The sequence below is a fragment of the Parabacteroides provencensis genome (assembly GCF_900232875.1).
GTDB lineage: Bacteria > Bacteroidota > Bacteroidia > Bacteroidales > Tannerellaceae > Parabacteroides > Parabacteroides chinchillae.
In genome coordinates this window covers 150479-175720 of sequence record NZ_LT960492.1, presented here as the reverse complement: position 1 = coordinate 175720, position 25242 = coordinate 150479, and the positions used below count along the sequence as shown (strand labels likewise).

Genomic DNA, 25242 nt, shown 5'->3' with positions numbered 1-25242 from the left:
TATGTTTCGTTTTGCACATCCGGACTTTTTATACTTGCTGTTCATTTTGCCGGCATTAGTGGCATTTTATGTATATGCTTTAATACTGAAGAAAAAAGCAATTAAAAAATATGGTAACCCAGCTTTATTAGCTGAATTGATGCCAGAAGTGTCACCTAAGCGCCAGCACTTGAAATTTTGGCTGTTGTTCGGAGCCATTACATTGGTTATTTTTGTTATTGCAGGACCTCAGTTTGGTTCTAAACTGGAAACTGTAAAACGTCAGGGAATAGAAATAATGGTTTGTCTGGATGTTTCAAATTCCATGCTTGCCGAAGATGTCACCCCGAATCGTTTGGACAAGGCTAAACAAATGCTGGCTAAATTAACGGATGGTTTTACAAATGATAAAGTAGGACTGATCGTTTTTGCAGGAGATGCTTTTACACAGTTACCGATTACATCCGATTATATTTCGGCGAAGATGTTTTTGTCTTCTATTAACCCATCTATGGTTTCCAGCCAGGGTACTGCTATCGGTGCAGCAATAAACTTGGCTGCTCGATCATTCACGCCAAGTGAGACGTCGGATAAAGCAATTATTTTGATTACGGACGGCGAAAATCATGAAGATGATGCTGTAGGTGCAGCTAAAGCTGCTGCTGAAAAAGGTATTCATGTGAATATTGTAGGTATGGGTGAACCAAAAGGTGCTCCGATACCTGTTCCGGGAAGTAATAACTATATGAAAGATAAAGAAGGGAATGTTGTTATTACAAAGCTTAATGAGCAAATGTGCCAGGAAATTGCAGCAGCGGGAAATGGTATGTATGTGCGTGCTGATAACACAAATTCCGCTTTAAAAGCATTGGAAAAAGAGGTTGATAAAATGAATAAATCGGAATTGGATAGCAAAGTATATTCCGAATATGATGAACGGTTCCAGATATTTGCATGGATTGCTTTGTTCTTGCTGATTGCAGATTTTATGACACTGGATCGTAAGAATCGTATATTCAGGAAAGTGAAATTATTCTCTTAATTATGAATTGGACGATGAAATATATGCAGAAAACTATAATATATATATCGGCACTTGTGTTCTGTAGCGGAACTATATTTGCCCAGAAGGCTGAACGTAAAAATGTACGTGAAGGGAATAAGCTTTATCAAAACGAAAAGTATACGGAGGCGGAAATTGCCTATCGGAAAAGTCTGGATGTAAATCCCCGCTCGGTCGAAGGTACTTATGATTTAGGAAATTCTCTTTATAAACAGAAAAAATATGACGAAGCAGCCGAACAATATCAATTGATTGCCGGACAAGGAGAAAAAATGGTGGAAACACCGGAAGGTAAAGACCGTTTGGCTCAGCTTTACCATAATGTTGGGAATATTTTTATGCAGAAAAAGGATTATGGCAAGAGCGTAGAATCGTATAAACAATCTCTTCGTTTAAATCCTAAAGATGATGAAACGCGTTATAATCTGGCATTAGCTCAAAAGTTGTTGCAAGATCAACAGAATGAAGATCAAAGTCAGGATCAGCAGAATCAGGATAAACAAGAAAATAAAGATCAGAAAGATGATCAGCAACAACAACAGCAACAGAAACAAGACGATAATAAACAGAATAAAACGCAAGAACAGCCACAGCAAAACGAGCAAATGAGTAAAGATAATGCTCAGCAAATGTTGGATGCTTTCTTGCAGGATGAAAAAGATACGCAAGAGAAAGTGAAGAAGGCGCAAATGCAACAGCAACAACGGCGTAAAACAGATAAAGAGTGGTAATTAAAAGAAATATATAATCATAATGAGGAAATTAATTTTCTTATTCGTTCTTATATTAACAGCAGGTATTGCTGTAAAAGCAGCAGATGTAGTTTTCAAGGCTACTGCACCTGATGCTGTGGTAATGGGAGAACAATTCCGTTTAACTTATACTGTTAATGCCGAAGGTAAAGATCTTCGGGTACAGGAATTGTCTGATTTTGATGTTTTGATGGGACCATCCCAATCTACGTCATATAGCAGTAGCTGGGTAAATGGTCAAAGTAAAAGTGAAACATCTATTAGTTATACGTATATACTGATGCCTAAAAAAGAAGGTACATTTAATATTCCTCCGGCATCAATAAAAGTAAAAGGTGCAAATTATACGTCTAATGGATTAGTTATAAAAGTACTTCCACCTGATAAAGCAAATAACAGTAGCAATGGAAATGAAGGAAGTAGCAACAGTTCCGCTACTGCTATCGGTAAAGACGATTACTTTGTAAGGATGGAAGTGTCTAATCGGAATGTATTTGAACAAGAAGGTTTTTTAGTTACATATAAGTTGTATGCTACTCGTCCTTGTACATTGAATAATATGAAATATCCCGAGTTTGAAGGATTTTTGGTACAAGAGATAGATTTGCCCAATAAACAGTGGACACAAGAACATTATAATGGCCGTAACTATTTCACTGTCATATTTAGACAGACGGTGTTGTTTCCACAGCGTTCGGGAAACATTACAATCGATGGAGGAAAATTTGATGCCGTTATCCGTATAGCTACACAACAGAAAGTCCGTAGTATCTTTGATGATTTCTTTGATTCTTATCAAGATGTAAATAAGATACTCACAACAGCTCCTGTTACTATAAACGTTAAACCGTTGCCATCGGGAAAGCCTGCGTCATTTTCGGGTGCAGTAGGAAACTTTACCATGGCTTCTAGCATAAGTTCTGATAATGTAAAAACAAATGATGCTGTTACTATAAAATTAAAGATTTCGGGAAGTGGAAATATCAAGTTGATAAAAAATCCGGAAGTCGTTTTTCCGAATGATTTTGATGTTTATGATCCGAAAGTTGAAACAGACTTTAAAATTTCGACTGCAGGGGTAAATGGATCGAAAACGATCGAATATATGGCCATTCCCCGTTATGCAGGAGACTTTGAGATACCGGCCATTGCGTTTTCTTATTTTGATGTGAAAAGTGGCTCATATAAAACACTCACTAGTGAACCTTATAAGCTTCATGTTGAAAAGGGCAAAGAGGGAGAAGGTAATGCACCTGTTATGTCTAACTTTAGTAACAAAGAAAGTGTAAAGTATCTTGGCAAAGACATTCGTTATTTGAAGACCAAAGGTGTGACCTTTACATCAACAAATGATATATTCTTTGGTTCGGCTATGTATTTTATGTGCTATTTAGTGCCGACTATATTATTTGTTGTATTTTTCTTTATTTACCGTAAACAGGTCAAAGAGAATTCTAATATTGCGTTGGTACGTACCAAGAAAGCTAATAAAATGGCAGTAAGGCGTTTGAAAATTGCGGGTAAATTAATGAAGGAAAATAAAAAGGAAGAATTCTATGATGAAGTTCTTCGCGCTTTATGGGGTTATTTAAGCGATAAACTTAATATACCGCAAGCAAATCTTAGTAAAGACAATGTAGAAGCAGAGTTGACAAAATATGGAGTAGAAGAGACTCTTATTAATGAGTTTATGGATATCTTGAACACTTGTGAATTTGCTCGCTATGCTCCGTCCCAGGCTTCTGATGCAATGGATAAATTATATGATTTAACGGTAGATGCCATTGGTAAAATGGAGAATACAATTAAAAAGTAAGGAAATGAAGATACATAGATATATGAAGAAGATATTATTTTTCTTATTCTTGGTTCCATGTTTTGCATGGAATATAGTATATGCTCAAGATACGGCTATAAAAGAAGCGGAAGAAGCTTATACAAAAGAAAACTATAACAAAGCTATAGAACTTTACGAAAACATTCTGAAAAGTAATGGCGAATCGGCAGAGATTTTTTATAATTTGGGAAATGCATACTATAAAGCAGGAAAAATTGCACCGGCAATATTGAATTATGAACGTGCATTAGTTCTGGATCCAAGTGATGCCGATGCTCGTTTTAACTTGCAAATGGCAAGACAAAAGTCTATTGATAAAATTGAACCTATAGAGAATTTTTTCCTGACGGATTGGTTTAATGCAATTCAGAATAATGCAGCTGCAGATTCATGGGCTCGTATGGGAATTGTATGTTTTATCCTATTTATAGGCTGCCTTATTCTATTTTTCTTTTCAAGATGGATTCGTTTGAAAAAGGCTGGTTTTTACTTGGGGCTTGTGTTTTTGGTGTTGGTGATTTTTTCCAACATCTTTGCAAAACATCAGAAAGATGAACTAGTTAATCGTACGCATGCTATTGTTTTTGCACCTACAGTTACAGTGAAGAGTTCTCCGGATGCTAGTGGTACGGATTTATTCATACTTCATGAAGGTACTAAAGTATCTGTTAAAAGTACACTTGGCGAATGGAGCGAGATCGTATTGGAAGATGGAAATGTTGGTTGGATGCCAAGTAAAGACATAGAAAAAATCTAGCTAATGATAGAAAAATTGTTGGTTTATGAACGCGATGCGTTCTTTATGCTTAATGGTAGCAATTCTACTTTCCTTGATCAGTTTATGTGGCTTTATTCGGGCAAAGTGGTCTGGTTGCCATTGGCTGTATTTATTCTTTTAGTGATAGTATACAAAAAAAATTGGAAAGAATGGATTCTTATTTTATTGGCTATTGTATTGGTTATAACTTTATGTGACCAATTTGCTTCCCATGTATGTAAGCCTATTTTTACACGTTTCCGTCCGACTCATCATCCGGATTTTATGGATCAGGTGAAAACTGTATTTGGATATCGTGGAGGTAAATATGGGTTTATATCAAGCCATGCGGCGAATGCTTTTGGTTTTGCGACTTTGATGACTTTACTGCTGCGATACAGATTATTTACTTGGACCATATTTATATGGGCTACTTTGACTGCTTATTCACGTATATATTTAGGTGTTCATTTTATTACAGATATTATTCCCGGTGCAATAGCTGGTATAATTTTCGGTTATTTGACATATTATATATATGTACACGTACGTTGTAAGCTTGTTGATGGAGCAGGGGAGAAGCTACCTTCATTCATTTATACCACAAAGCAGAAGAATCTGATTGTTTATGCTATATGGGCTACTATTCTTATGATTTTGATATTCAATCAATTATTGATTAATTGTCTTAGGTGACATTTTGTTATAATATGTCGTAAAGCATAAGGGTTATAATGTTATTTCAATGAAATTAATTTGCTTCTGTAATTTTAAATTGCTAAGTTAGTGGCATCAAAATTAACATAAAGTATTAACCTTCAAAATAAGGAAGCCATGACAAAAACGATCACATTTAACGAATTGCGTAGAATTAAAGACAATTTGCCTGACGGCAGTACTCATCGTATCGCAGATGAATTGGGTATATCAGTCGAAACTGTTCGTAATTATTTTGGCGGACATAATTTTAAAGACGGAAAAAGCTGTGGTATACATATTGAACCAGGTCCGGATGGAGGATTGGTTGTTTTAGATGATACAACAATATTTGAGCGTGCTATACAGATACTTGCTGAAAAAGACGAAGTGTCGATAGCACAGGAAGCGTAAAGAAATTTTCAACTTTTATAAAAAATCCCATAGCTGAAATAAAGAGATGCTTTGGGATTTTTTTTTAGACCAACTTTTAGATTATTCCGATTGTTTAATAAATAAAATTAATTGGTATGGAAGACAAATTGGTTACATTAGCTATTCACACGTATGAAAAGGCTCAGATTTTGAAAACTATACTGGAAACAGAAGGTATTGAAGTTTACATTATGAATGTAAATCAGATTCAACCTGTAATTTCAGCGGGTGTACGTGTGAGAATTAAGGAAAGTGACTTACCACATGCTTTACGCATAATTGAAGACCATAAATGGTTAAGTGAAGAAGACGAAGCAGAAACTGAAACTTCTAAAACGAAAAAGGTTTTGATTCCAATAGACTTCTCTGATTATTCGATAAAAGCATGTGAACTTGGTATTAATTATGCACATAAAGTAGGTGCAGAAGTAATGTTGATGCATGCATATTTTAGTCCATATTTCCCGTCTGCAATACCAATGGGTGATACGCTTGCATACCAGGTAAATGAAGAGGAATCTGTTCAGAATGTATTGAAACGCGTACAAGTGGATATGCAAAATATCTGTACGCATATTAATCGGAAGATGAATTCTGGAGAATTGCCAAAAGTAAAATATGATTACGTCTTACGGGAAGGACTACCAGAAGAAGAAATCATTGCATATAGCAAAGATTATCATCCTACTTTGATTGTTATGGGTACTCGAGGCAAGAGCCAGAAAGACATGGATCTGATAGGAAGTGTTACGGGTGAAGTAATAGAAGTAAACAGAGTTCCTGTATTAGCTATTCCTGAAAATGTTCCATTTAATGATTTGGGCGAAGCTAAAAATATAGCATTTGCAACGTCTTTTAATCAACGTGACCTTGTTGCATTTGATGAATTTATGGAAATCATTAAAGGATATGATGTACATATTCATCTTTTTAATATTTCGACGAGTAAAAATGAATGGAATGAAATACGTTTGTCAGGAGTCCGCGAATATTTCAAAAAACATTATCCGGATGCTAATATAAGCCATACTGTTTTAGATGATGGAGATTTGCTGATTGCAGTAGAAAAATTTGTACGTGATAAACATATCGATGTTATTGCGCTAAGCACTTATCGTAGAAATTTATTAGCTCGTATGTTCAATCCAAGTATTGCAAGGAAAATGTTATTTCATACTGATACGCCGTTGTTGGTAATGCATGCGTAGAAAAAACACGAAAAAAATTATATGTATTTTGAACTATTGATATTGTTCCTTGTTATATAAATGAAAGCGACAAATAACCGTTGTCAATTTCATAATAATTTGTTAGTAGTATTTGTTTTTTCATATAAGTAGAGTTTGTTATTTGTTTGGTCCGTATGTAACTGGGAAGTTGTATACGGGCTTTTTTTGTTTTTGCATGAAATCAGGAGTTAATATGATATTCAAAGGCTTTGAATTATAATTATGATTATGTTTAATAGATATCTTGAAAGATAAAATTGGGAACTAAACAAAACTAATACAAAAAATAGCGTTACACCTAATTAAGTAACGAAATTATAAATATAATAATCTCAGACCACATTACTCGTGCGGATACAAAACAACGGAGTATATGCACCATTAGAGGCAGATTAAAATTAAAAGTTATAAAAACAAACAGTTCAGCAAGGCTAGCCTTGCTGAACTGTGATAAATGTTTTAGTTTTGTCCAATAACTGTAACGGTTATTTAGGACTAGTCATCATTATAATTATTGATTCATTTCAGCTTCTATGGCATCAAATTCTTTACCCATGTTTAGGTTATAATAGATGCCTCTTAATGCTGTCATATATTCTTTATCTTCTGGTTTCAATTGATGAGCTTTTTCATAATATGGAAGTGCTTTCTTGAATAAATCTTTAGCTTTAGCTAATTCTTCCTGATATTGTTTGCTATCATTGATCATGTTGGCTTCACCCTGTTTGTTTACACCTTGATTATAAAATATACGACCTAAGTTGCTAAGAGCATCTGTATAGTCCGGATTAAATTCTAATGCTTTACGGAAGAATTTTTCTGCATTGTCATAATCTTTCAAACCTGTTTCGTAAACTCTACCCATTACATTATAAAGTTCGGGATTATTGGGATCTTTAGCGATTGCAGTATTTAAGTATTCAATAGCCTTTTCATTTCTATCAGAGTAGATATAATTATTGATTAAGCTCATCAAATAATACTTTTCATCCGGGAACTTGATTCTACCTTCTTCTAATATTTTTTCCAGATTAACAGTATCTTTGGCTTGTTCATACTCATAACACAAATACTGATATACGTCATTCGCTCTATAGTCTGTGTTTTTTGCACGTTCCAATGCTGCAATAGCTTTCTGAGAATCGCCAAGTTGTGTAGCTGCAACAGCTGCATAAAATTGAACGGTCATGTAGTTTGAATCTTTTTCGGCAACTTGTTCGCCTTTGAACATTGGCAGATCTGAGATTTCAAGATATTGCTGGAAGAAATCATAAGCTTTGGGATAATCTTTCTGATCGAAATAATAAGCTCCACCATTTATATAATACAAGTGGTTAGCTCCCAAAATGCCTTTAATATCTTTTGTGAATTTAGGTTTTACTTTACCTTTTTCGTTGGGTAACTGATCCAATTCGTAAGCTTTCTTGAAATATGGTAATACATTACCTAATGCTTCATACATAACAGGTTCGTTTGGTTGTTGACCTAACACTTGTTTTGTTCTTTCGTTGCTGAACTGTTGGTCTTCAATAAAACCGGCAACATACCAAGTCTTAGGATCATCCTTAGACTCCGGATTTTCCAGAGCTCCTTTTATGAGAGTTCTTGCTTCAGTAAAATCCGGTTTATCTCCCTTTGCAATACTTTGAGCCTCGTTTACGGCTTTTTTCTGCGCGAATGAGGCAGATGCTGCAACACATAGTGCAACTGTTAATAATACTCGTTTCATTGCGATGTTAATTTGAGATTAATATTTCTATTTGTTTAAATTATTCTTCTGTTGTATTTTCAGGATCATTATCTTCGTTATTGATTTCATTATCAACATCTTCAAGACTTGTGTCCGAATATACAACATTTTCATTTACGGTTCTCTCACTCAAAGCTTCCAGTTCTGCTTTTTCTTCTGCTATTTTTTCTTCAGATTCAGACATCACTTTACAAACAGAAGCTATTTCATCATTTCGTTTATCAAGGTTAATCAAACGAACACCTTGAGTTGCACGACCTATTACATTCAAATCTGATACTTTTACACGAATAGCGACACCTGATTTATTTATAATCATTAAGTCGTTTTCTTCAGTTACATTCTTTATAGCAACCAGTTTACCAGTCTTGTCAGTAATATTGATTGTTTTCACACCTTTACCACCACGATTTGTTATACGGTAATCTTCAATGTTAGAACGTTTTCCGTAACCTTGTTCAGATACAACCAGTATCGTATCGGTTTCTTTATTCTTTACGCAAACCATTCCTACAACTTCGTCAATACCGTCTTCGTCGAGAGTCATACCTTTTACTCCGGTAGCTGTACGTCCCATTACACGAACTGCATTTTCATGGAAACGGATGGCACGGCCATTACGATTTGCTATTAATACCTCATTATTTCCATTTGTCATACAAACCTGGATTAATCCATCATCTTCACGTAATGTAATGGCATTTACTCCATTTTGGCGAGGACGGGAATATGCTTCCAATAAGGTCTTTTTAATTATACCTCTTTTGGTACAGAACAACAAATAGTGGGAATTGATGAACTCTGTATCAGTTGTTAACTTTTTAACACGGATAAAGGCATTTACCTTATCGCCCGATTCTATATTTAAGATGTTTTGAATAGCACGGCCTTTAGAGTTCTTAGCTCCTTCCGGTATTTCATAAACTTTCAACCAATAACATCGGCCTTTTGCTGTAAAGATTAGCAACGTTGCATGCATTGATGCAGGATATATATACTCAACAAAATCTTCATCACGTGTTTCGGAACCTTTAGCCCCTACTCCTCCACGACCTTGTGCCCGGAATTCGCTAAGCGGTGTACGCTTAATATAGCCCATGTGTGAAATTGTAATAATCATTTCATCATCAGCATAAAAATCTTCCGGATTCAGTTCTTCAGAAGCATATATAATATCGGTTTTGCGCTCGTCTCCAAATTTGTCTTTGATTTCCTGTAATTCATCTTTGATAACCTTCATACAAAGATCATCATTTTCCAGAATTTCTTTCAAATATGCGATTAACTTTTCAATTTCTTCATATTCTGCACGCAGCTTATCTTGCTCAAGTCCTGTTAATTGGCGAAGACGCATTTCAACAATCGCACGAGATTGAACATCCGATAATGAGAATCTTTCCATTAATCGCTCAATGGCTTCCACCGGACTTTTAGAAGACTTGATGATAGCGATAACTTCGTCGATGTTATCGGAAGCAATGATTAAGCCTTCTAAAATATGAGCTCTTTCTTCTGCTTTTTGTAATTCAAACTTAGTACGGCGAATTACTACTTCATGACGATGTTCAACAAAAGCTTTGATAAGGTCTTTTAAGTTCAGCAGTCTTGGACGGCCATTAACCAGAGCAATATTGTTTACACTGAAAGAGGATTGTAAAGCAGTTAGCTTGTATAATTTGTTCAATACAACATTTGCATTGGCATCACGTTTTACGTCCACAACGATGCGCATACCGCTACGGTCAGATTCATCATTAACGTTAGAGATGCCTTCTATACGCTTTTCGTTTACCAGATCAGCAATATAGCGAATCAGCTCTGCTTTATTAACCAGATAAGGAATTTCGGAAATAATAATCTTTTCATGATTGCCGTCTTGTTCTATTTCAGCTTTACCGCGTAATACAATACGTCCCCTACCCGTTTCAAAAGCTTCTTTCACGCCGGCATATCCATAAATGGTTGCTCCGGTTGGAAAATCAGGGGCTTTGATATATTGCATCAGGTCTTCTACTTCGATTTCTCCACGGGCATCAATATATGCCATACAACCATTCAATACTTCATTTAGGTTATGAGTAGGCATATTGGTTGCCATACCAACAGCAATACCGGAAGCACCATTCACCAATAAATTAGGTATACGTGTAGGAAGAACAGTAGGTTCTTTTAAAGTATCATCAAAGTTTAATTGAAAGTCTACAGTATCCTTATCTATATCGCGAAGCATTTCTTCGGCAAGTTTACTCAAACGAGCTTCTGTATAACGCATTGCAGCAGGGCTATCGCCGTCAACGGAACCAAAGTTTCCCTGCCCGTCTACTAACGGATAACGCATAGACCAGGTTTGTGCCATACGAACCATCGCAAGGTACACGGACGAATCTCCATGTGGATGGTACTTACCTAAAACTTCACCAACAATTCTTGCAGATTTTTTATAAGGTTTGTCGGATGTATTTCCCAGTTCATTCATTCCAAACAAGATGCGGCGGTGAACCGGCTTAAAACCATCCCTAACATCAGGAAGAGCACGAGAAACGATAACAGACATTGAATAATCAATGTATGCAGATTTCATTTCTTCCTCAATGTTAATCTTAATAATTCTGTCTTGATCAACCATTTAGTTTTATATTAATTACACTCAATATTTCACCTCTGAAAAAGTGCACTAAAGTAATGCTTTTCCGCTTATCACGAAAGCTTTTATCACGAAATTTTAGTTATAAAGCCTTTTCTCTTCCCATTTGTGAATAATGGCACGAAATTTGATGAATAGTTAGAAGAGATTATTAACTTTGCACATAGACTAGTACATTAATATATAGTATGAAAAATAATTATTCAAAAAGATTAATTGATGTGATTGAGTATAGCCGTGAAGAAGCTGCGAGGCTTCAAAACAGCTATATCGGACCGGAACACTTGATGCTTGGCATCATTCGCGATGGCGACGGGAAAGCCATGCAAGTATTGCGTGAGTTGAACGCCGATACTTTAGATATAAAGAAAAAGATAGAACAGGAAATAAAGAATACATTTGATTCGGAGGATTCAGTACATGAAATAGCAATCAGCAAAACGACAGAGCGTGTTTTACGTATGAGCATGTTGGAATCCCGTATGTTCAAAAGTGAAGAGACAGGTACAGAGCATCTTCTTCTGGCTATACTGAAAGAAGAATTTAATGTTGCAGCTAAAGTCCTGAATGAAGCAGGTGTCGATTATCGTGCCGTTTACAATAATTTGGTAAGCGGAACAGGATTAACCCGTATAAATGAGGATGATTTTGATGAAATAAGCGATGGATTTACAGATGACGAAGAGGATGATGAAGAGGAACGTTTTTCTGCACGTAAAGAATCACCTCGTGCACAACAAGGAGGAGCATCGCCAAAGTCATCTAATGATACGCCTGTCTTAGATAACTTTGGTACGGATATGACACGTGCTGCTGCCGAGAATCGTTTAGATCCGATAGTTGGACGCGAAAAGGAAATAGAGCGTCTTGCACAGATTTTAAGCCGTAGGAAGAAAAACAATCCTGTTCTTATTGGAGAACCGGGGGTTGGTAAATCTGCAATTGTAGAAGGACTTGCATTACGTATTATTCAACGCAAAGTCTCCCGTGTTTTGTTTGATAAGCGCGTAATCAGTCTTGATATGGCATCTATTGTGGCAGGAACAAAATATCGCGGACAGTTTGAGGAGCGTATCAAAGCTATTCTGAATGAGCTTTCAAAGAATCCGAATATAATTCTGTTTATTGATGAAATCCATACTATCGTTGGAGCAGGTTCTGCGTCCGGATCCATGGATGCAGCCAATATGTTGAAACCTGCTTTGGCACGTGGTGAAATACAATGTATTGGTGCCACAACTTTGGATGAATACCGGAAAAATATAGAGAAAGACGGTGCTTTGGAGCGTCGTTTCCAGAAAGTTATTGTTGATCCGACCACAGCCGAGGAAACTCTTCAGATATTAAATAATATCAAACCCCGTTATGAAGAACATCATAATGTTATCTATACACCGGAAGCATTGGAAGCCTGTGTGAAGCTGACAGAAAGATATATCAGCGACCGAAATTTTCCGGATAAAGCTATAGATGCATTGGATGAAGCAGGCTCACGTGTGCATATATCCAATATTGTAGTTCCAAAGAACATTGAAGAACTCGAAGCTAAGATTGAAGATACTAAGAACGAAAAACTGGCAGCCGTAAAATCTCAGAATTTTGAACTGGCAGCTAGTTTCCGGGATAAAGAGCGTCAGTTTCTGTTGCAACTGGAAGCAGAAAAGGCTAAATGGGAAAAAGAACTGCAGGAACATCGTGAAATAGTTGATGAAGACAAAGTTGCAGAAGTTATTGCCATGATGTCCGGTGTTCCGGTTCAACGCATTGCAAAAGCGGAAAACCTGAAATTGCTTGAAATGTCAGGAGTTTTAAAGAATAAAGTAATCGGACAGGATGATGCGGTACAGAAAATTGTGAAAGCAATTCAGCGCAACCGTGTTGGTTTGAAAGACCCGAATAAGCCCATTGGCACCTTCATGTTCTTAGGGCCTACCGGTGTAGGTAAAACATATTTAGCTAAGAAATTGGCCGAATATCTGTTTGACTCATCAGATGCTTTAATACGTATAGACATGAGCGAATATCTCGAGAAGTTTGCTGTGTCTCGTCTTGTAGGAGCGCCTCCGGGATACGTGGGCTATGAAGAAGGTGGCCAGCTAACAGAAAAGGTGCGTCGTAAACCTTACTCTGTTGTTCTTTTGGATGAAATAGAAAAGGCTCACCCGGATGTGTTCAACCTATTGTTGCAAGTGTTGGACGAAGGACGTTTGACAGATAGTTTGGGACGTAGAATTGACTTTAAGAATACAATTCTTATTATGACTTCAAACATCGGTACTCGTCAGTTGAAAGATTTTGGCCGAGGTGTAGGTTTTAATACGTCGCTTGCAGGAGAGACAGATAAGGATTTCTCTCGCGGTGTTATCCAGAAAGCATTGAATAAGGCCTTTGCTCCCGAATTTCTGAACCGTGTAGATGATATTATCATGTTTGACCAGCTTGACAAAGAAGCGATCCATAAGATAATAGATCTTGAACTGGAAGGTCTGTATAAGCGGGTGGTTAATCTGGGATATAAGTTATCTATTACAGATGCGGCTAAAGATTTTATCGCAACCAAGGGATATGATGTACAGTTTGGTGCCCGTCCGTTAAAACGTGCTATCCAGAAATACCTGGAAGATGAAATGGCCGAAATAATTATACGTGCATCAGTCGAAGATGGCGATACGATTTCAGTGGACTTTAATTCCGAAGAGCAGAAAATAACAACTGATATTAAAAAGAAAGAGGTTGCGGAATAGCCCCTTTTCCTCCCTACTCTATTTTGATTCCTTCCGAGAGAAATTCTTATTTCTTTCGGAAGGAATTTCTTTTTTTAGGGGATGATGTTTCGGAAATTACCGGAGGAAGACATACCGCCTGCAATAATGTCACCCTCATTTTACGTTATGTCAGTCATCCGGTTTTTGGCATTTATTTTGTATAAATAAGAGTAAATGATAAAAGTAATCAATAAATAAAAGACATAAGATTATGAGCAAACAAGGAAACATTGGTGTTACCAGCGAAAACATCTTCCCTATTATCAAGAAATTTTTGTATAGTGATCACGAAATCTTTTTACGTGAATTAGTGTCAAATGCTGTAGATGCTACCCAGAAACTAAAAACGCTCTCATCTGTAGGCGAATTTAAAGGTGATCTGGGTGATCTTACTGTTCACGTAAAATATGACGACAATACGATCACGATCTCCGACCGTGGTATCGGTATGACAGCCGAAGAAATAGATAAGTATATCAACCAAATCGCATTCTCCGGAGCCGAAGAATTTGTAGAAAAATACAAAAATGATGCGGCTTCCATTATTGGTCATTTCGGACTCGGTTTCTACTCTTCTTTCATGGTTTCAAAGAAAGTGGAAATTGTTACCAAATCATATAAAGAAGGTGCTGTTGCAATGAAGTGGAGTTGCGACGGTACGCCCGAATATACGATGGAAGAAACCGAAAAAGCAGACCGAGGTACTGATATTATACTATATATTGATGACGACAATAAAGACTTCCTTAATAAGGATAAGATTAACGGGCTGTTAACTAAATATTGCCGCTTCTTGCCTGTACCCATTGCTTTTGGGAAAAAACAGGAATGGAAAGACGGTAAATACGTAGATACGGATGAAGACAATATTGTAAACGATACCAAACCGGCATGGGTACGCAAACCCGCTGATATGACAGACGAGGATTATAAGAAGTTTTATCGTGACCTCTATCCAATGAGCGAAGAACCCCTGTTCTGGATTCATTTGAATGTAGATTATCCCTTCAACCTGACTGGTATTCTGTATTTCCCGCGTATCAAGAGCAATATAGACTTGCATCGCAATAAGATACAGCTATATTGTAATCAGGTATTTGTAACGGACTCTGTAGAAGGTATTGTTCCGGAATTCCTGACTCTGCTTCACGGCGTATTGGATTCTCCGGATATTCCGCTAAATGTTTCCCGCTCTTATCTGCAAAGTGATCAGAATGTGAAAAAGATATCTAATCATATCACTAAAAAAGTTGCAGACCGCCTGGAAGAAATATTTAAGTCGGAACGTCCTCAATTTGAAGAAAAATGGGATAGCCTGAAGTTGTTCATCCAATATGGTATGCTGACAGACGAGAAATTTTATGACCGCGCAGCCAAGTTTGCCTTATTGAAAGACGTAGATGATGTCTATTATACATTTGAAGAATACAAGGCATTGGTTAAAGACAGCCAGACCGACAAAGACGGTAATTTGATTTATCTTTATACGACTAAAAAAGATGAACAATATAGTTACATCCAAGCTGCAAAAGATAAAGGTTATAGTGTCTTGCTTATGGATGGCCAATTGGATGTACACGTTATTGGCCAACTGGAACAGAAGTTTGAGAAGACACGCTTTGTCCGCGTAGACAGTGATACTATTGATAATTTGATTCGCAAGGAAGATTCCGGAAAAGTTACATTGGATGAAGATCAAAAAAATGCTTTACAAGAAGTCTTCAAAAGCCAGATGCCTAAAATTGAAAAGACAGAATTCTATGTTACATTTGAAGCATTGGGCGAAAATGCTAATCCGGTTATGCTGACACAGGGTGAATATATGCGCCGTATGCGCGAAATGTCGTCTATGCAACCGGGTATGTCATTTTATGGTGAAATGCCGGATAGCTACAATTTGGTATTAAACACAGATCATTCACTGATCAAACAAGTTTTGACGGATGAAGAAAATGCATGCGGTGAAACATTAAAACCGATCCTTGCCGATTTGAAAGGTTGGCAGACTCGTCAGGCAGACCTTCGTGAAGCTCAGAGTAAGAAAAAAGAAGAAGAAATATCTTCCCAGGAAAAAGAAGATATGACAAATACAGACCATAAAATTGCAGAACTTCACGAAAAAGCCAATACTATTTTAAGTGAATATGCTAATTCCAATAATATGGTTAGCCAGTTAATTGATCTTGCTTTACTGGGTAATGGCATGTTGAAGGGTGAAGCTTTGAGCCGTTTTATCAAAAGAAGTGTTCAAATGATTGGTCAATAGTTATATATTAAAGAATCTTCTATTGCAGGCGCTTCATTATAAAAATGAAGCGCCTGTTTCGTTTTAATATCATCCCGATCATTTTACGAAATCATCGGGATGATTTATAAAAAACATCCTGATGATTTGAAAAGGTAGGTTTATTCAATAAGAAGTCCCGCTTTGAAAACAAAAATATGCAAACCTCTGTTTGTATTACATAAAATAACCTGTACATTTGAATCCATAAAACAGAGTTGAAGCATAAATATGAAGCAAATTACAATCCTCATAGCCTTTTTTTTTACACTTATACACCCATTGTCGGCTCAGAAAGTAGGTTTGGTACTTAGTGGCGGTGGAGCCCAGGGAGCCGCACATTTGGGAGTAATAAAAGCATTAGAAGAAAAAGGGGGACCTATAGATTATATAAACGGAACATCGGCCGGCGCAATTGTGGGGAGTCTTTATGCTATGGGATATACGCCCGAAGAAATGTTAGAGTTGATGTTATCTAAGGAATTTAGCTATTGGCAAAGCGGGACCGTGGAAGAAAAATATATCTATTACTTTAAAGAACCCTATCCTACTCCTGAGTTTGCTCATTTTTCAATAGATATGTCCGATTCTCTACAGATTAAAGCCAGCTTTTTGCCGCAAAGCCTGATCAATCCAATCCAGATGAATCAGGCCTTTATGGCATTGTTTTCGCAAGCAACGGCAAAAGCCGGATGGAATTTCGATAATTTGTTTGTTCCTTTCCGGTGTGTGGCATCCGATATTTATACTAAAAAAGCTATTGTATTTAAAAATGGAGATTTAGGGGATGCTGTTCGTGCTTCAATGACATTTCCCTTCTTCTTTCAGCCTATCTGGAAAGATAGTGTACCGCTTTTTGACGGAGGTATTTATGATAATTTCCCTGTTAATCCTATGAAAGATGCTTTTCATCCTGATTTTATATTTGGCTCTGTTGTGGCGGGGGGGAATAATAAGCCGTCCAGCAATGCTTATAGTCAATTGGAAACGATGATTATGCAAAAAACAGATTATGATGTGCCGGAAGATGAAGGTATGATGATTAAGTTTAATTTTCCCAATGTCTCATTACTAGATTTCCAAAAGTCAAAAGAATTGATGGATATTGGATATAAACGGACTATGTCTATAATTGATTCCATCAAACAACGTGTACCGAGAAGAGTCTCTCTGGATAGTCTGAATATGCGCAGAAAGGTATATAAAGAGAATCTTCCTCCCCTGATCTTCCAGAACATCTATGTTACAGGTGTTTCGGAATCTCAGCGTAAATATATAGAATCGCAGTTGCATAGAGACATTAATCGTGAATTTTCGATGGAAGAATTCAAGCGCGCATACTTTAAGATGCTCACTTATTCAAAGATAAAAGAGATTATGCCTCATGCGGTATACAACAGGAAAGAAAAGAAATTTGACTTGTATCTGGATGTGAAGATGAAAGAAGAAGTCTCTGTCGGTTTTGGCGGAAATGTATCGTCTCATCAGGCCAATCAGTTATATTTAGGACTTGGGTATCAATATTTGGGGCGTTTTGCCGCAGATGTGAATACAAATTTCCAGGTAGGTAATTCTTTTAGCGGAGTAATGTTGAACGGACGTGTCTATCTTCAGTCACGTATTCCATCCTATGTAAACTGGCAAGGTGTATATTCGGAAAGAAGGTTTTCGGAAAGCCAGTCTTTGTTTTATGAAGATGTTGTTCCTTCGTTCATAAAACAAAAAGAGTTATATATGAAACTTAAACTGGGCTTTGCCTTTTTAACGAAAGCTAAAGCTGAAATAGGTTTTGCTTACGGACAATTGAACGATTATTATCTGCAAACGTCGAAAGTGGCTTTTCCTGACGCATCATTTGATCGTAGCAGGTATGATTTATTCAGTGGTTCTTTAAGCATTGAGCAAAATTCATTGGATTCGAAACAGTTCCCCATTAGCGGACGTCAGCAGTTTGTCATTGCCCAATATGTTACAGGGATAGAGAAATATCAACCGTCTACGAATAAGTCATTAAAAGAGCCTTTCGAGCAGACAACTCATAGTTGGTTGCAAATGAAAGGCCGTTGGTTATGGTATCAACATTTAAATAATCTCTTTAATATGGGATATTTGGCAGAGATGGTAATTTCCAGTAAAAACCTGATGAATAATTACACATCTTCTGTTTTGCAAGCTCCGGCATTCACTCCTACTCCTCACAGTAAAATTGTGTTTAATGAAGCATTCCGGGCAAATCAGTATGTTGCTGTGGGAGTTTCTCCTATTCTTAAGTTCAGCAAGTTGCTTCATTTAAGATTAGACATGTATGGATTTGCTCCTTTGTATGAAATCAAGAAAAGAGTGATTCCCATAAATGATACATATATAGGTGTACCTTATTATGGTAAATTTCTTCATTCGTTTGATTATATGGGCGAAGCTGCTCTGGTATTACAATTACCATTCCTTTCTATCAGCTTGTATGCTAATGGATATAGTTATCCAAGTAAGAATTTCAATGTTGGGTTAAACATCGGTTACTTAATATTTAACCCTAAAATGTTAGACTAGGAAGACAAAAAACAGGATGAAATATTTGTATATATAAAAGAAAAGTCTACCTTTGCACTCGCAATCAAGAAATAATGGCCGCGTAGCTCAACTGAATAGAGTAGCTGACTACGGATCAGCCGGTTACAGGTTTGAATCCTGTCGCGGTCACCATTTCAAGATCAAGTTTAAACATAAATAGAAGATTGGCCGCGTAGCTCAACTGAATAGAGTAGCTGACTACGGATCAGCCGGTTACAGGTTTGAATCCTGTCGCGGTCACCATCTCGGATCAAGTTTAAACATAAATATAAAGATTGGCCGCGTAGCTCAACTGAATAGAGTAGCTGACTACGGATCAGCCGGTTACAGGTTTGAATCCTGTCGCGGTCACAGAAAAGTTCCAGAGATTGATATTCTCTTGGAACTTTTTCTTTTTCTACTATTTATTACCTTTGCCGTAAACTTTTCGTTTATGAAGTATCTCTGTCTGTTTATAGTTTTACTATACATTGTCGGGTGTAAAAAAACAGAAAAAGGAAAGGAACAGGATGTTATACGTGTTTCTGTTTTGAAAGGGCCTTCTGCAATTGCTTTTGCCCAATGTTTAGAATTTCCACCCGTAGTTAATGGAAAGGCAGTGTCTATTACTATTGCTGATTCTCCTGATATTATACAGGCATCTTTGATTAAGGGAGAAGCAGATATTGCGGTACTTCCTATGATAAGTGCTGCTAATTTATATAATAAAGGAATTCGTTATCCTTTACTAGGCTGTCCTTTATGGGGCACACTTTATTTAATAGGTAAAAATTCTCCTTCTTCTAAGAATGAATTGTACTTGTTTGGTACAGGTACAACTCCTGACATTTTGACTCGTTATTATTTAGATCGTAAAAGGTTGGCATATCCCATGAATTATTCATTCAGTACGGCACCGGAAGTATTGCAGGCTCTACTGGCCGGCAAAGCTGAAATGGTTGTTTTGAGTGAGCCTTTTGTCAGTATGGCTTTGCGAAAAGATACAACATTACGTATCATCGGAGATTTGAATAATCCTGAAGACTTATCTCCGGAATTCCCTCAAACTGCAATAGTCTGCAATATTTTACTTTCAGAAGATGCTTCACAGTTAGACAGTATATTACGAGCTTCATGTCAATTTGCAGTGGAACACCCTGTAGAGGCAATCAGAATATTGGAAGAAAGACATGTGTTTGCTCCCGGAATGCTTACTCCGGAAGGCATAGAACGTTGTAAAATTCATTATCAAACAGCAAAAGAAGCACAACAGAGTATCGATTCTTTTCTTCGCTTAATAGAGCAATATGAACCCAAAGCTTTAGGTGGTAGATTGCCAGATAGCAGTTTTATATCAAAAAGAGAATGAAAAAAAAGATAACTATATTATTTTCTATATTTCTATTGTTGATCGGATGGGAAGTCTTTGCCTATATATTGGACCAACCGGAGCTTATCCCTACCCTTCCGCGGTTAATACATACATTGACTGAGTTATTATCTGCAGAAACATTTTATTTTTCTATAGGAGCTACAATTGCCCGGGGAATAATCGGTATGGTATTATCGTTGGCTGTAGCTTCGGTATGCGCTAGCTTGTTTGCCCGATATGAGTTATTATATGAACTATTCCGCCCATTACTGATCATTATGCAATCGGTACCTGTTATCTCTTTTATTTTACTTGCACTTATCTTTTTAAATCCGGAGAGTATTCCGCTAATGATCGCTTTTCTAACTATGTTTCCTTTACTCACAGAAAATCTGACGAAAGGAATACGTAATTTGCAATCGGGATTTTCTGTGATGGCTTCATTATTTCATATAGGGAGATATAATACTTTGGTACAAGTGATCTATCCGCAGCTGAAACCATTTCTTTATAGTGGGCTGGCTTCTGCTGTTGGTTTCGGGTGGCGGGCTATTATTATGGGGGAAGTACTTTCTCAATGCACATTCGGTATTGGTAGTGAAATGAAACGTGCACAAAGTTTTATTGCTGTTCCCGAGTTAATGGCGTGGACAATTGTTGCTATTCTTGTCAGTTTTCTTTTTGACAAAGGAATCAATTGGCTTTCTGTCAGAAAAATAAATATTCGCTTCTCTTCATCTGTAAAAAGTGAAGAATATAATCTTTTCCCTATCTTGGTGTCTGAAGTAGGATATAAATATGGTTTTCACTCTTTTTCTTATACATTTGAACCGGGAAAGATTTATGGTATATCCGCGCCGTCAGGAGCAGGAAAAACAACATTGCTGAATTTGGTAAACGGAACATTAATACCGGTTCGTGGTAAAATAACAGCGAATCTTAATTATGGTATAGCATCTGTCTTTCAGGAACCGGAACTTTTACCGTGGCTTACTGTTTCAGAAAATATTGCTTTGCCTCTTGCCCGTTTGATACCTCAAAGTCAAGTACTGCAACAAATAAAAGAAATTCTGAAAGAAATGCAATTAAATGATGTAATAGCTTCAGTCTATCCAAGATCACTTAGTTACGGTCAGCAACAACGGGTTGCCATAGCCAGGGCATTACTGTATCGATCTCCTTTAATTCTTATGGATGAACCTTTTAAAGGGTTAGATGAAGCCGTACGTAACAGTATTATTGAATATATAAAGTCCAGGCAGAGAAAGAGTGGGCAAATCATTATATTTACATCACATAATGTTGATGAATTAAGACGTCTGGCTGATCAAATCATCTGCTTGAACTAATTGCTCTTAATCGGAAGGCAAGGAATTGTAAACCAAAATGTTGAACCTTTTCCTTCTTCAGATTCAACCCCTATTTTTCCATTTAATATGTGAATTATGGTTTTACAGATAGAAAGTCCTAATCCTGTACCTTGTTTGAAATTATTTAATTTCACAAAACGTTCAAATATGGTATTCCGTTTTTCTTCAGGTATTCCTATGCCTGTATCTGTTACGTACACATAAATACCTTTTTCAATTACTTTATAACCAAAACGGATAGATCCTTCCGTTGTAAACTTGATTGCATTGGAGAGGAAATTACTTAATACCTGCGTTAATCGTGTCTTTTCTGAAATAATGCTGTAATTGGAACCCGTATTTTCGAATATGACTTTTACATTAGGATCGATACGCATCTTGAAAGTGTATTCTTGTGTAGCAAATAATTCATTTAAAGAGAAAGATGAATAAATAAATTCCAATTTTCCTGATTCAATCTTAGAAATATCCAATATATCCCCTATCAACTGTAACAGAAACTCATTGCTAGACTCTATAATTTTCAGATATTCCTGCTTTTCTTGAGGATTCTCTGTCTGAGCCATTAATGTGGAAAAACCAACAATGGCATTCAGGGGTGTACGTATTTCATGACTCATATTGGCAATGAAGGCAGATTTCATACGATCGCTCTCTTCTGCCAACTGTTTAGCTCTCATGTCTTCTTCATGACGTTTGTCTGCTGTGATGTCCCGAAGTATGCCAATTGATTTATAAGGGCGTTTATCTTGGTCGTATTCATAAACTTCTCCTACTTTTTCATACCATACATATTCATCTTCCGTAAAGAAATTGCATCGGAAACTAAAACGAAGCGTATCTTGTTTTCCTGAAATAAAATCGATTGTTTGATCATGATACATCTGTTGGTCGTCAGGGTGAATTTTATCAGTAAAACTTTCATGGGTAATAGAAATCTGCTTGATTTGCCCGTTGTCCACTATTGAAATCTCTGCCGTGTTATTAATCATATCCCATACCCACGGATATATTCGCCCTGCCTGACAAGACATAGCCAGCCGTTTATTATATCGATGCAATTCGTCCTCGGTTTGACTTTGTTTTGTAATATCCCACGATATACCCAATAGATAAGGAGGTTTTCCTTCTCGTGGAACAAGTGTTTTGATAGTATCTATGGAGCGTAAGAGTCCTTGGGGATCGATTATCTGTTCTACGAAATGCTGCATTCTCCCTGTACTTACAATTTCCATATCTTTATCACGAAATGCTTGTGCGGTTACAGGATCAATAAATAAATCAAAATCTGTTTTACCTTCGACTTCATCATGATAGCGTCCGTACAGCATATTCATCATAGGACTGGAATATACGTAACGGAAATTATCTCCTGTGTCTTTCACAAACAAGTACATGGGAACAGTATTGACTATGTTAGACAATAAGCTGGAGAGGTCTTTGTAAGACTGTTTTAAAGAGTTGTTTATTTTATTCACGCTTTTGATGATATTCGTTGTTTATCAATGTATATCGGTTGGCAAATCTAATAAATGAACGTGAAAGGAACAAATATTCAGGTTAAGAACTAATCCGGCAAAACAGAATTAAAATGCAATTGTTATCTTTGTAACGTGAATCATAAATAAAATTACAATTATGCTATTTCATGCGCTTATTTCGCGTTTATTAAATATCCCAGCAGGACAAGTTGAAAGAACAATAAAGTTGATAGAAGAAGGAGCTACAATTCCTTTCATCAGCCGATATCGAAAAGAGGTGACAGGTGGTTTAGATGAAGTGCAAATCAGTAATATCAAAGATCAGCTGGATAAACTGACAGAGATAAAAAAGCGAAAAGAGACAATTTTAAATTCAATTGAAGAACAAGGAAAACTTTCACCAGATTTAAAAAAACGTATTGAAGACTCCTGGGACAGTACGGAAATAGAAGATATCTACCTCCCTTATAAACCCAAACGTATTACTAAGGCTGAAATAGCCCGTAAAAAAGGCCTGGAGCCTTTGGCTAAAGTAATAATGATGCAAAACGAAAGCCGGCTTTTTGATCGCGTTAAAGACTTTGTGAAAAATGAAATTAAGAGTGTAGAGGATGCTTTACAAGGTGCGCGCGATATTATAGCCGAATGGGTAAATGAAAACGAGGATGCTCGTAATACAGTGCGAAATTCATTTAGTCATACAGCTGTTATTTCTTCAAAGGTAGTAAAAGGTAAGGAAGAAGAAGGCACTAAATATCAAGACTATTTTGAATTTAGCGAACCTTTGAGCCGTTGTTCCTCCCATCGGTTGTTGGCCTTACGCCGCGGAGAAGCAGAAGGAATACTCCGCATAAGCATATCACCGGATACAGATTCTTGTCTGGATAGATTAAAAAGACGTTTTGTGAAAGGGCGTAATGATACTTCTGACCAGGTGGCTGAAGCCATAGATGATTCTTTTAAACGATTGCTTAAACCTTCCATAGAAACTGAGTTTGCCAATTTAAGTAAAGCTAAAGCGGATGAAGAGGCTATTCGTGTATTTGCAGAAAACTTGCGCCAATTACTTTTGGCTCCTCCTTTAGGCCAGAAGCGCGTATTAGGTATTGACCCTGGATATCGTACCGGTTGTAAGTTGGTTTGTCTGGATGCACAAGGCAATTTGTTACATAATGAAGCTATTTATCCGCATCCGCCACAGAATGAAAAGAACAAAGCTGCATCCAAAGTGGCTCAATTAGTAACAACATATGCTATTGATGCAATAGCGATTGGTAATGGAACTGCCAGCCGTGAGACAGAGCAGTTTATTACGAATATTCGTTATGAACGAAAGGTTCAGGTATTTGTAGTAAGCGAAAACGGTGCATCTATCTATTCCGCATCAAAAACTGCACGTGAAGAATTTCCAGAATACGATGTTACGGTGCGTGGTGCTGTCAGTATAGGACGCCGATTGATGGACCCTTTAGCCGAGTTGGTAAAGATTGATCCGAAAAGCATTGGTGTAGGGCAATATCAGCACGATGTGGAACAAAGCGCATTAAAGAAAAGTCTTGATCAGACTGTAGAGAGTTGTGTAAACCTGGTTGGCGTAAATGTAAATACAGCCAGCAAACATTTACTGACATACGTATCTGGATTAGGACCAACATTAGCACAAAATATTGTAAACTATAGAGCTGAACACGGCCCTTTTACTTCTCGCAAAGAGCTTTTAAAAGTTCCCCGTATGGGAGATAAAGCATTTGAACAAAGTGCCGGATTCCTTCGTATACAAGGTGGCCGAAACCCATTGGACAATTCGGCCGTACATCCGGAAAGTTACCCCATTGTAGAGCAAATGGCAAAAGATTTACAATGTTCTGTAGCGGAACTTATTTCGAACAAGGAGATAAAGAATAAATTGAAATTAGATAAATACGTTTCTGATAAAGTTGGTATGCCTACATTACTGGATATTATGGAAGAACTGGATAAACCGGGGCGGGACCCTCGTCAGACCATCCAGGTTTTTGCTTTTGATCCGGATGTTAAAACAATAGAAGATTTGAAAGAAGGGCAAATATTACCGGGTATTGTTACTAATATTACAAATTTCGGATGTTTCGTAGATATTGGTATTAAGGAAAACGGCTTAGTCCATATCTCGGAGTTAGCTGATAGATATGTTAGTGATCCTACACAAATCGTATCCATTCATCAACATGTAAAAGTAAAAGTACTTAGTGTGGATTTAATTCGTAAACGTGTCCAATTGTCTATGAAAAGCTTGTGA

At 37.0% G+C, this 25242-nt stretch carries 16 protein-coding genes, 3 tRNA genes and 1 pseudogene; 17 read left to right on the top strand and 3 right to left on the bottom strand.

Going from position 1 to position 25242, the window contains the following annotated elements; genetic code table 11:
- The first annotated feature begins 1 nt into the window (after nt 1).
- From CTY47_RS15470 to CTY47_RS15440, 7 genes are all read left to right on the top strand, one after another.
- The gene (locus CTY47_RS15470) at nt 2-1021 is read left to right on the top strand and encodes a vWA domain-containing protein (protein WP_099465684.1); all 1020 of its coding nucleotides are present in this window, start codon (nt 2-4) and stop codon (nt 1019-1021) included.
- Between the two features lie 14 nt (nt 1022-1035).
- On the top strand, nt 1036-1773 hold the full coding sequence (locus tag CTY47_RS15465; RefSeq protein ID WP_199163445.1) for a tetratricopeptide repeat protein: 738 nt from the start codon (nt 1036-1038) through the stop codon (nt 1771-1773).
- 22 nt (nt 1774-1795) lie between these two features.
- Nucleotides 1796-3610, top strand: a complete 1815-nt coding sequence (locus tag CTY47_RS15460) for a BatD family protein (RefSeq protein WP_099465682.1) — start codon at nt 1796-1798, stop codon at nt 3608-3610.
- Nucleotides 3611-3614: 4 nt separating this feature from the next.
- Nucleotides 3615-4388, top strand: a complete 774-nt coding sequence (locus tag CTY47_RS15455; protein ID WP_099465797.1) for a tetratricopeptide repeat protein — start codon at nt 3615-3617, stop codon at nt 4386-4388.
- Between the two features lie 3 nt (nt 4389-4391).
- Nucleotides 4392-5084 carry a phosphatase PAP2 family protein gene (locus tag CTY47_RS15450; RefSeq protein WP_099465681.1) on the top strand — a complete coding sequence of 231 codons (693 nt, stop codon included), beginning with the start codon at nt 4392-4394 and terminating at the stop codon, nt 5082-5084.
- Between the two features lie 138 nt (nt 5085-5222).
- On the top strand, nt 5223-5498 hold the full coding sequence (locus CTY47_RS15445) for a DNA-binding protein (RefSeq protein ID WP_099465680.1): 276 nt from the start codon (nt 5223-5225) through the stop codon (nt 5496-5498).
- A 116-nt stretch (nt 5499-5614) separates the two neighbouring features.
- On the top strand, nt 5615-6727 hold the full coding sequence (locus CTY47_RS15440) for a universal stress protein (RefSeq protein ID WP_099465679.1): 1113 nt from the start codon (nt 5615-5617) through the stop codon (nt 6725-6727).
- A 532-nt stretch (nt 6728-7259) separates the two neighbouring features.
- Here CTY47_RS15440 and CTY47_RS15435 read toward each other — a convergent pair.
- Together CTY47_RS15435 and gyrA are read right to left on the bottom strand one after the other, a co-directional pair.
- The gene (locus CTY47_RS15435; RefSeq protein WP_099465678.1) at nt 7260-8477 is read right to left on the bottom strand and encodes a tetratricopeptide repeat protein; all 1218 of its coding nucleotides are present in this window, start codon (nt 8475-8477) and stop codon (nt 7260-7262) included.
- 40 nt (nt 8478-8517) lie between these two features.
- On the bottom strand, nt 8518-11124 hold the full coding sequence (gyrA, locus tag CTY47_RS15430; RefSeq protein WP_099465677.1) for a DNA gyrase subunit A: 2607 nt from the start codon (nt 11122-11124) through the stop codon (nt 8518-8520).
- A 206-nt stretch (nt 11125-11330) separates the two neighbouring features.
- Here gyrA and CTY47_RS17655 point away from each other — a divergent pair.
- The 9 genes and pseudogenes from CTY47_RS17655 to CTY47_RS15390 all read left to right on the top strand — a co-directional run.
- Nucleotides 11331-11684 (top strand): annotated as a pseudogene (locus CTY47_RS17655) (Clp protease N-terminal domain-containing protein); the annotation flags it as partial.
- 258 nt (nt 11685-11942) lie between these two features.
- A complete protein-coding gene (locus CTY47_RS15425) occupies nt 11943-13886 on the top strand; it encodes an ATP-dependent Clp protease ATP-binding subunit (protein ID WP_394340724.1) in 1944 nt (647 codons plus the stop codon).
- 232 nt (nt 13887-14118) lie between these two features.
- Nucleotides 14119-16173, top strand: coding sequence for a molecular chaperone HtpG (htpG, locus tag CTY47_RS15420; RefSeq protein WP_099465675.1), 2055 nt, complete (start codon nt 14119-14121; stop codon nt 16171-16173).
- A gap of 249 nt (nt 16174-16422) precedes the next feature.
- Entirely contained in the window at nt 16423-18741 is a 2319-nt protein-coding gene (locus CTY47_RS15415; protein ID WP_099465674.1) for a patatin-like phospholipase family protein, read from the top strand.
- A gap of 76 nt (nt 18742-18817) precedes the next feature.
- Nucleotides 18818-18894: transfer RNA gene (locus CTY47_RS15410), tRNA-Arg, on the top strand.
- 34 nt (nt 18895-18928) lie between these two features.
- Nucleotides 18929-19005: transfer RNA gene (locus tag CTY47_RS15405), tRNA-Arg, on the top strand.
- A 34-nt stretch (nt 19006-19039) separates the two neighbouring features.
- Nucleotides 19040-19113: transfer RNA gene (locus tag CTY47_RS15400), tRNA-Arg, on the top strand.
- 82 nt (nt 19114-19195) lie between these two features.
- A complete protein-coding gene (locus tag CTY47_RS15395; protein ID WP_099465673.1) occupies nt 19196-20110 on the top strand; it encodes an ABC transporter substrate-binding protein in 915 nt (304 codons plus the stop codon).
- Nucleotides 20107-21462 carry an ATP-binding cassette domain-containing protein gene (locus CTY47_RS15390; RefSeq protein WP_099465672.1) on the top strand — a complete coding sequence of 452 codons (1356 nt, stop codon included), beginning with the start codon at nt 20107-20109 and terminating at the stop codon, nt 21460-21462. Before CTY47_RS15395 ends, CTY47_RS15390 begins: the two co-directional genes overlap by 4 nt.
- Here CTY47_RS15390 and CTY47_RS15385 read toward each other — a convergent pair.
- Nucleotides 21459-22970, bottom strand: a complete 1512-nt coding sequence (locus CTY47_RS15385; protein ID WP_394340723.1) for a PAS domain-containing sensor histidine kinase — start codon at nt 22968-22970, stop codon at nt 21459-21461. The genes CTY47_RS15390 and CTY47_RS15385 overlap by 4 nt on opposite strands.
- Nucleotides 22971-23121: 151 nt before the next feature.
- On the opposite strand from CTY47_RS15385, the gene CTY47_RS15380 reads away from it, so the two are divergent.
- Nucleotides 23122-25242: a Tex family protein gene (locus tag CTY47_RS15380; protein WP_099465670.1), complete on the top strand. Its 2121-nt coding sequence runs from the start codon at nt 23122-23124 to the stop codon at nt 25240-25242.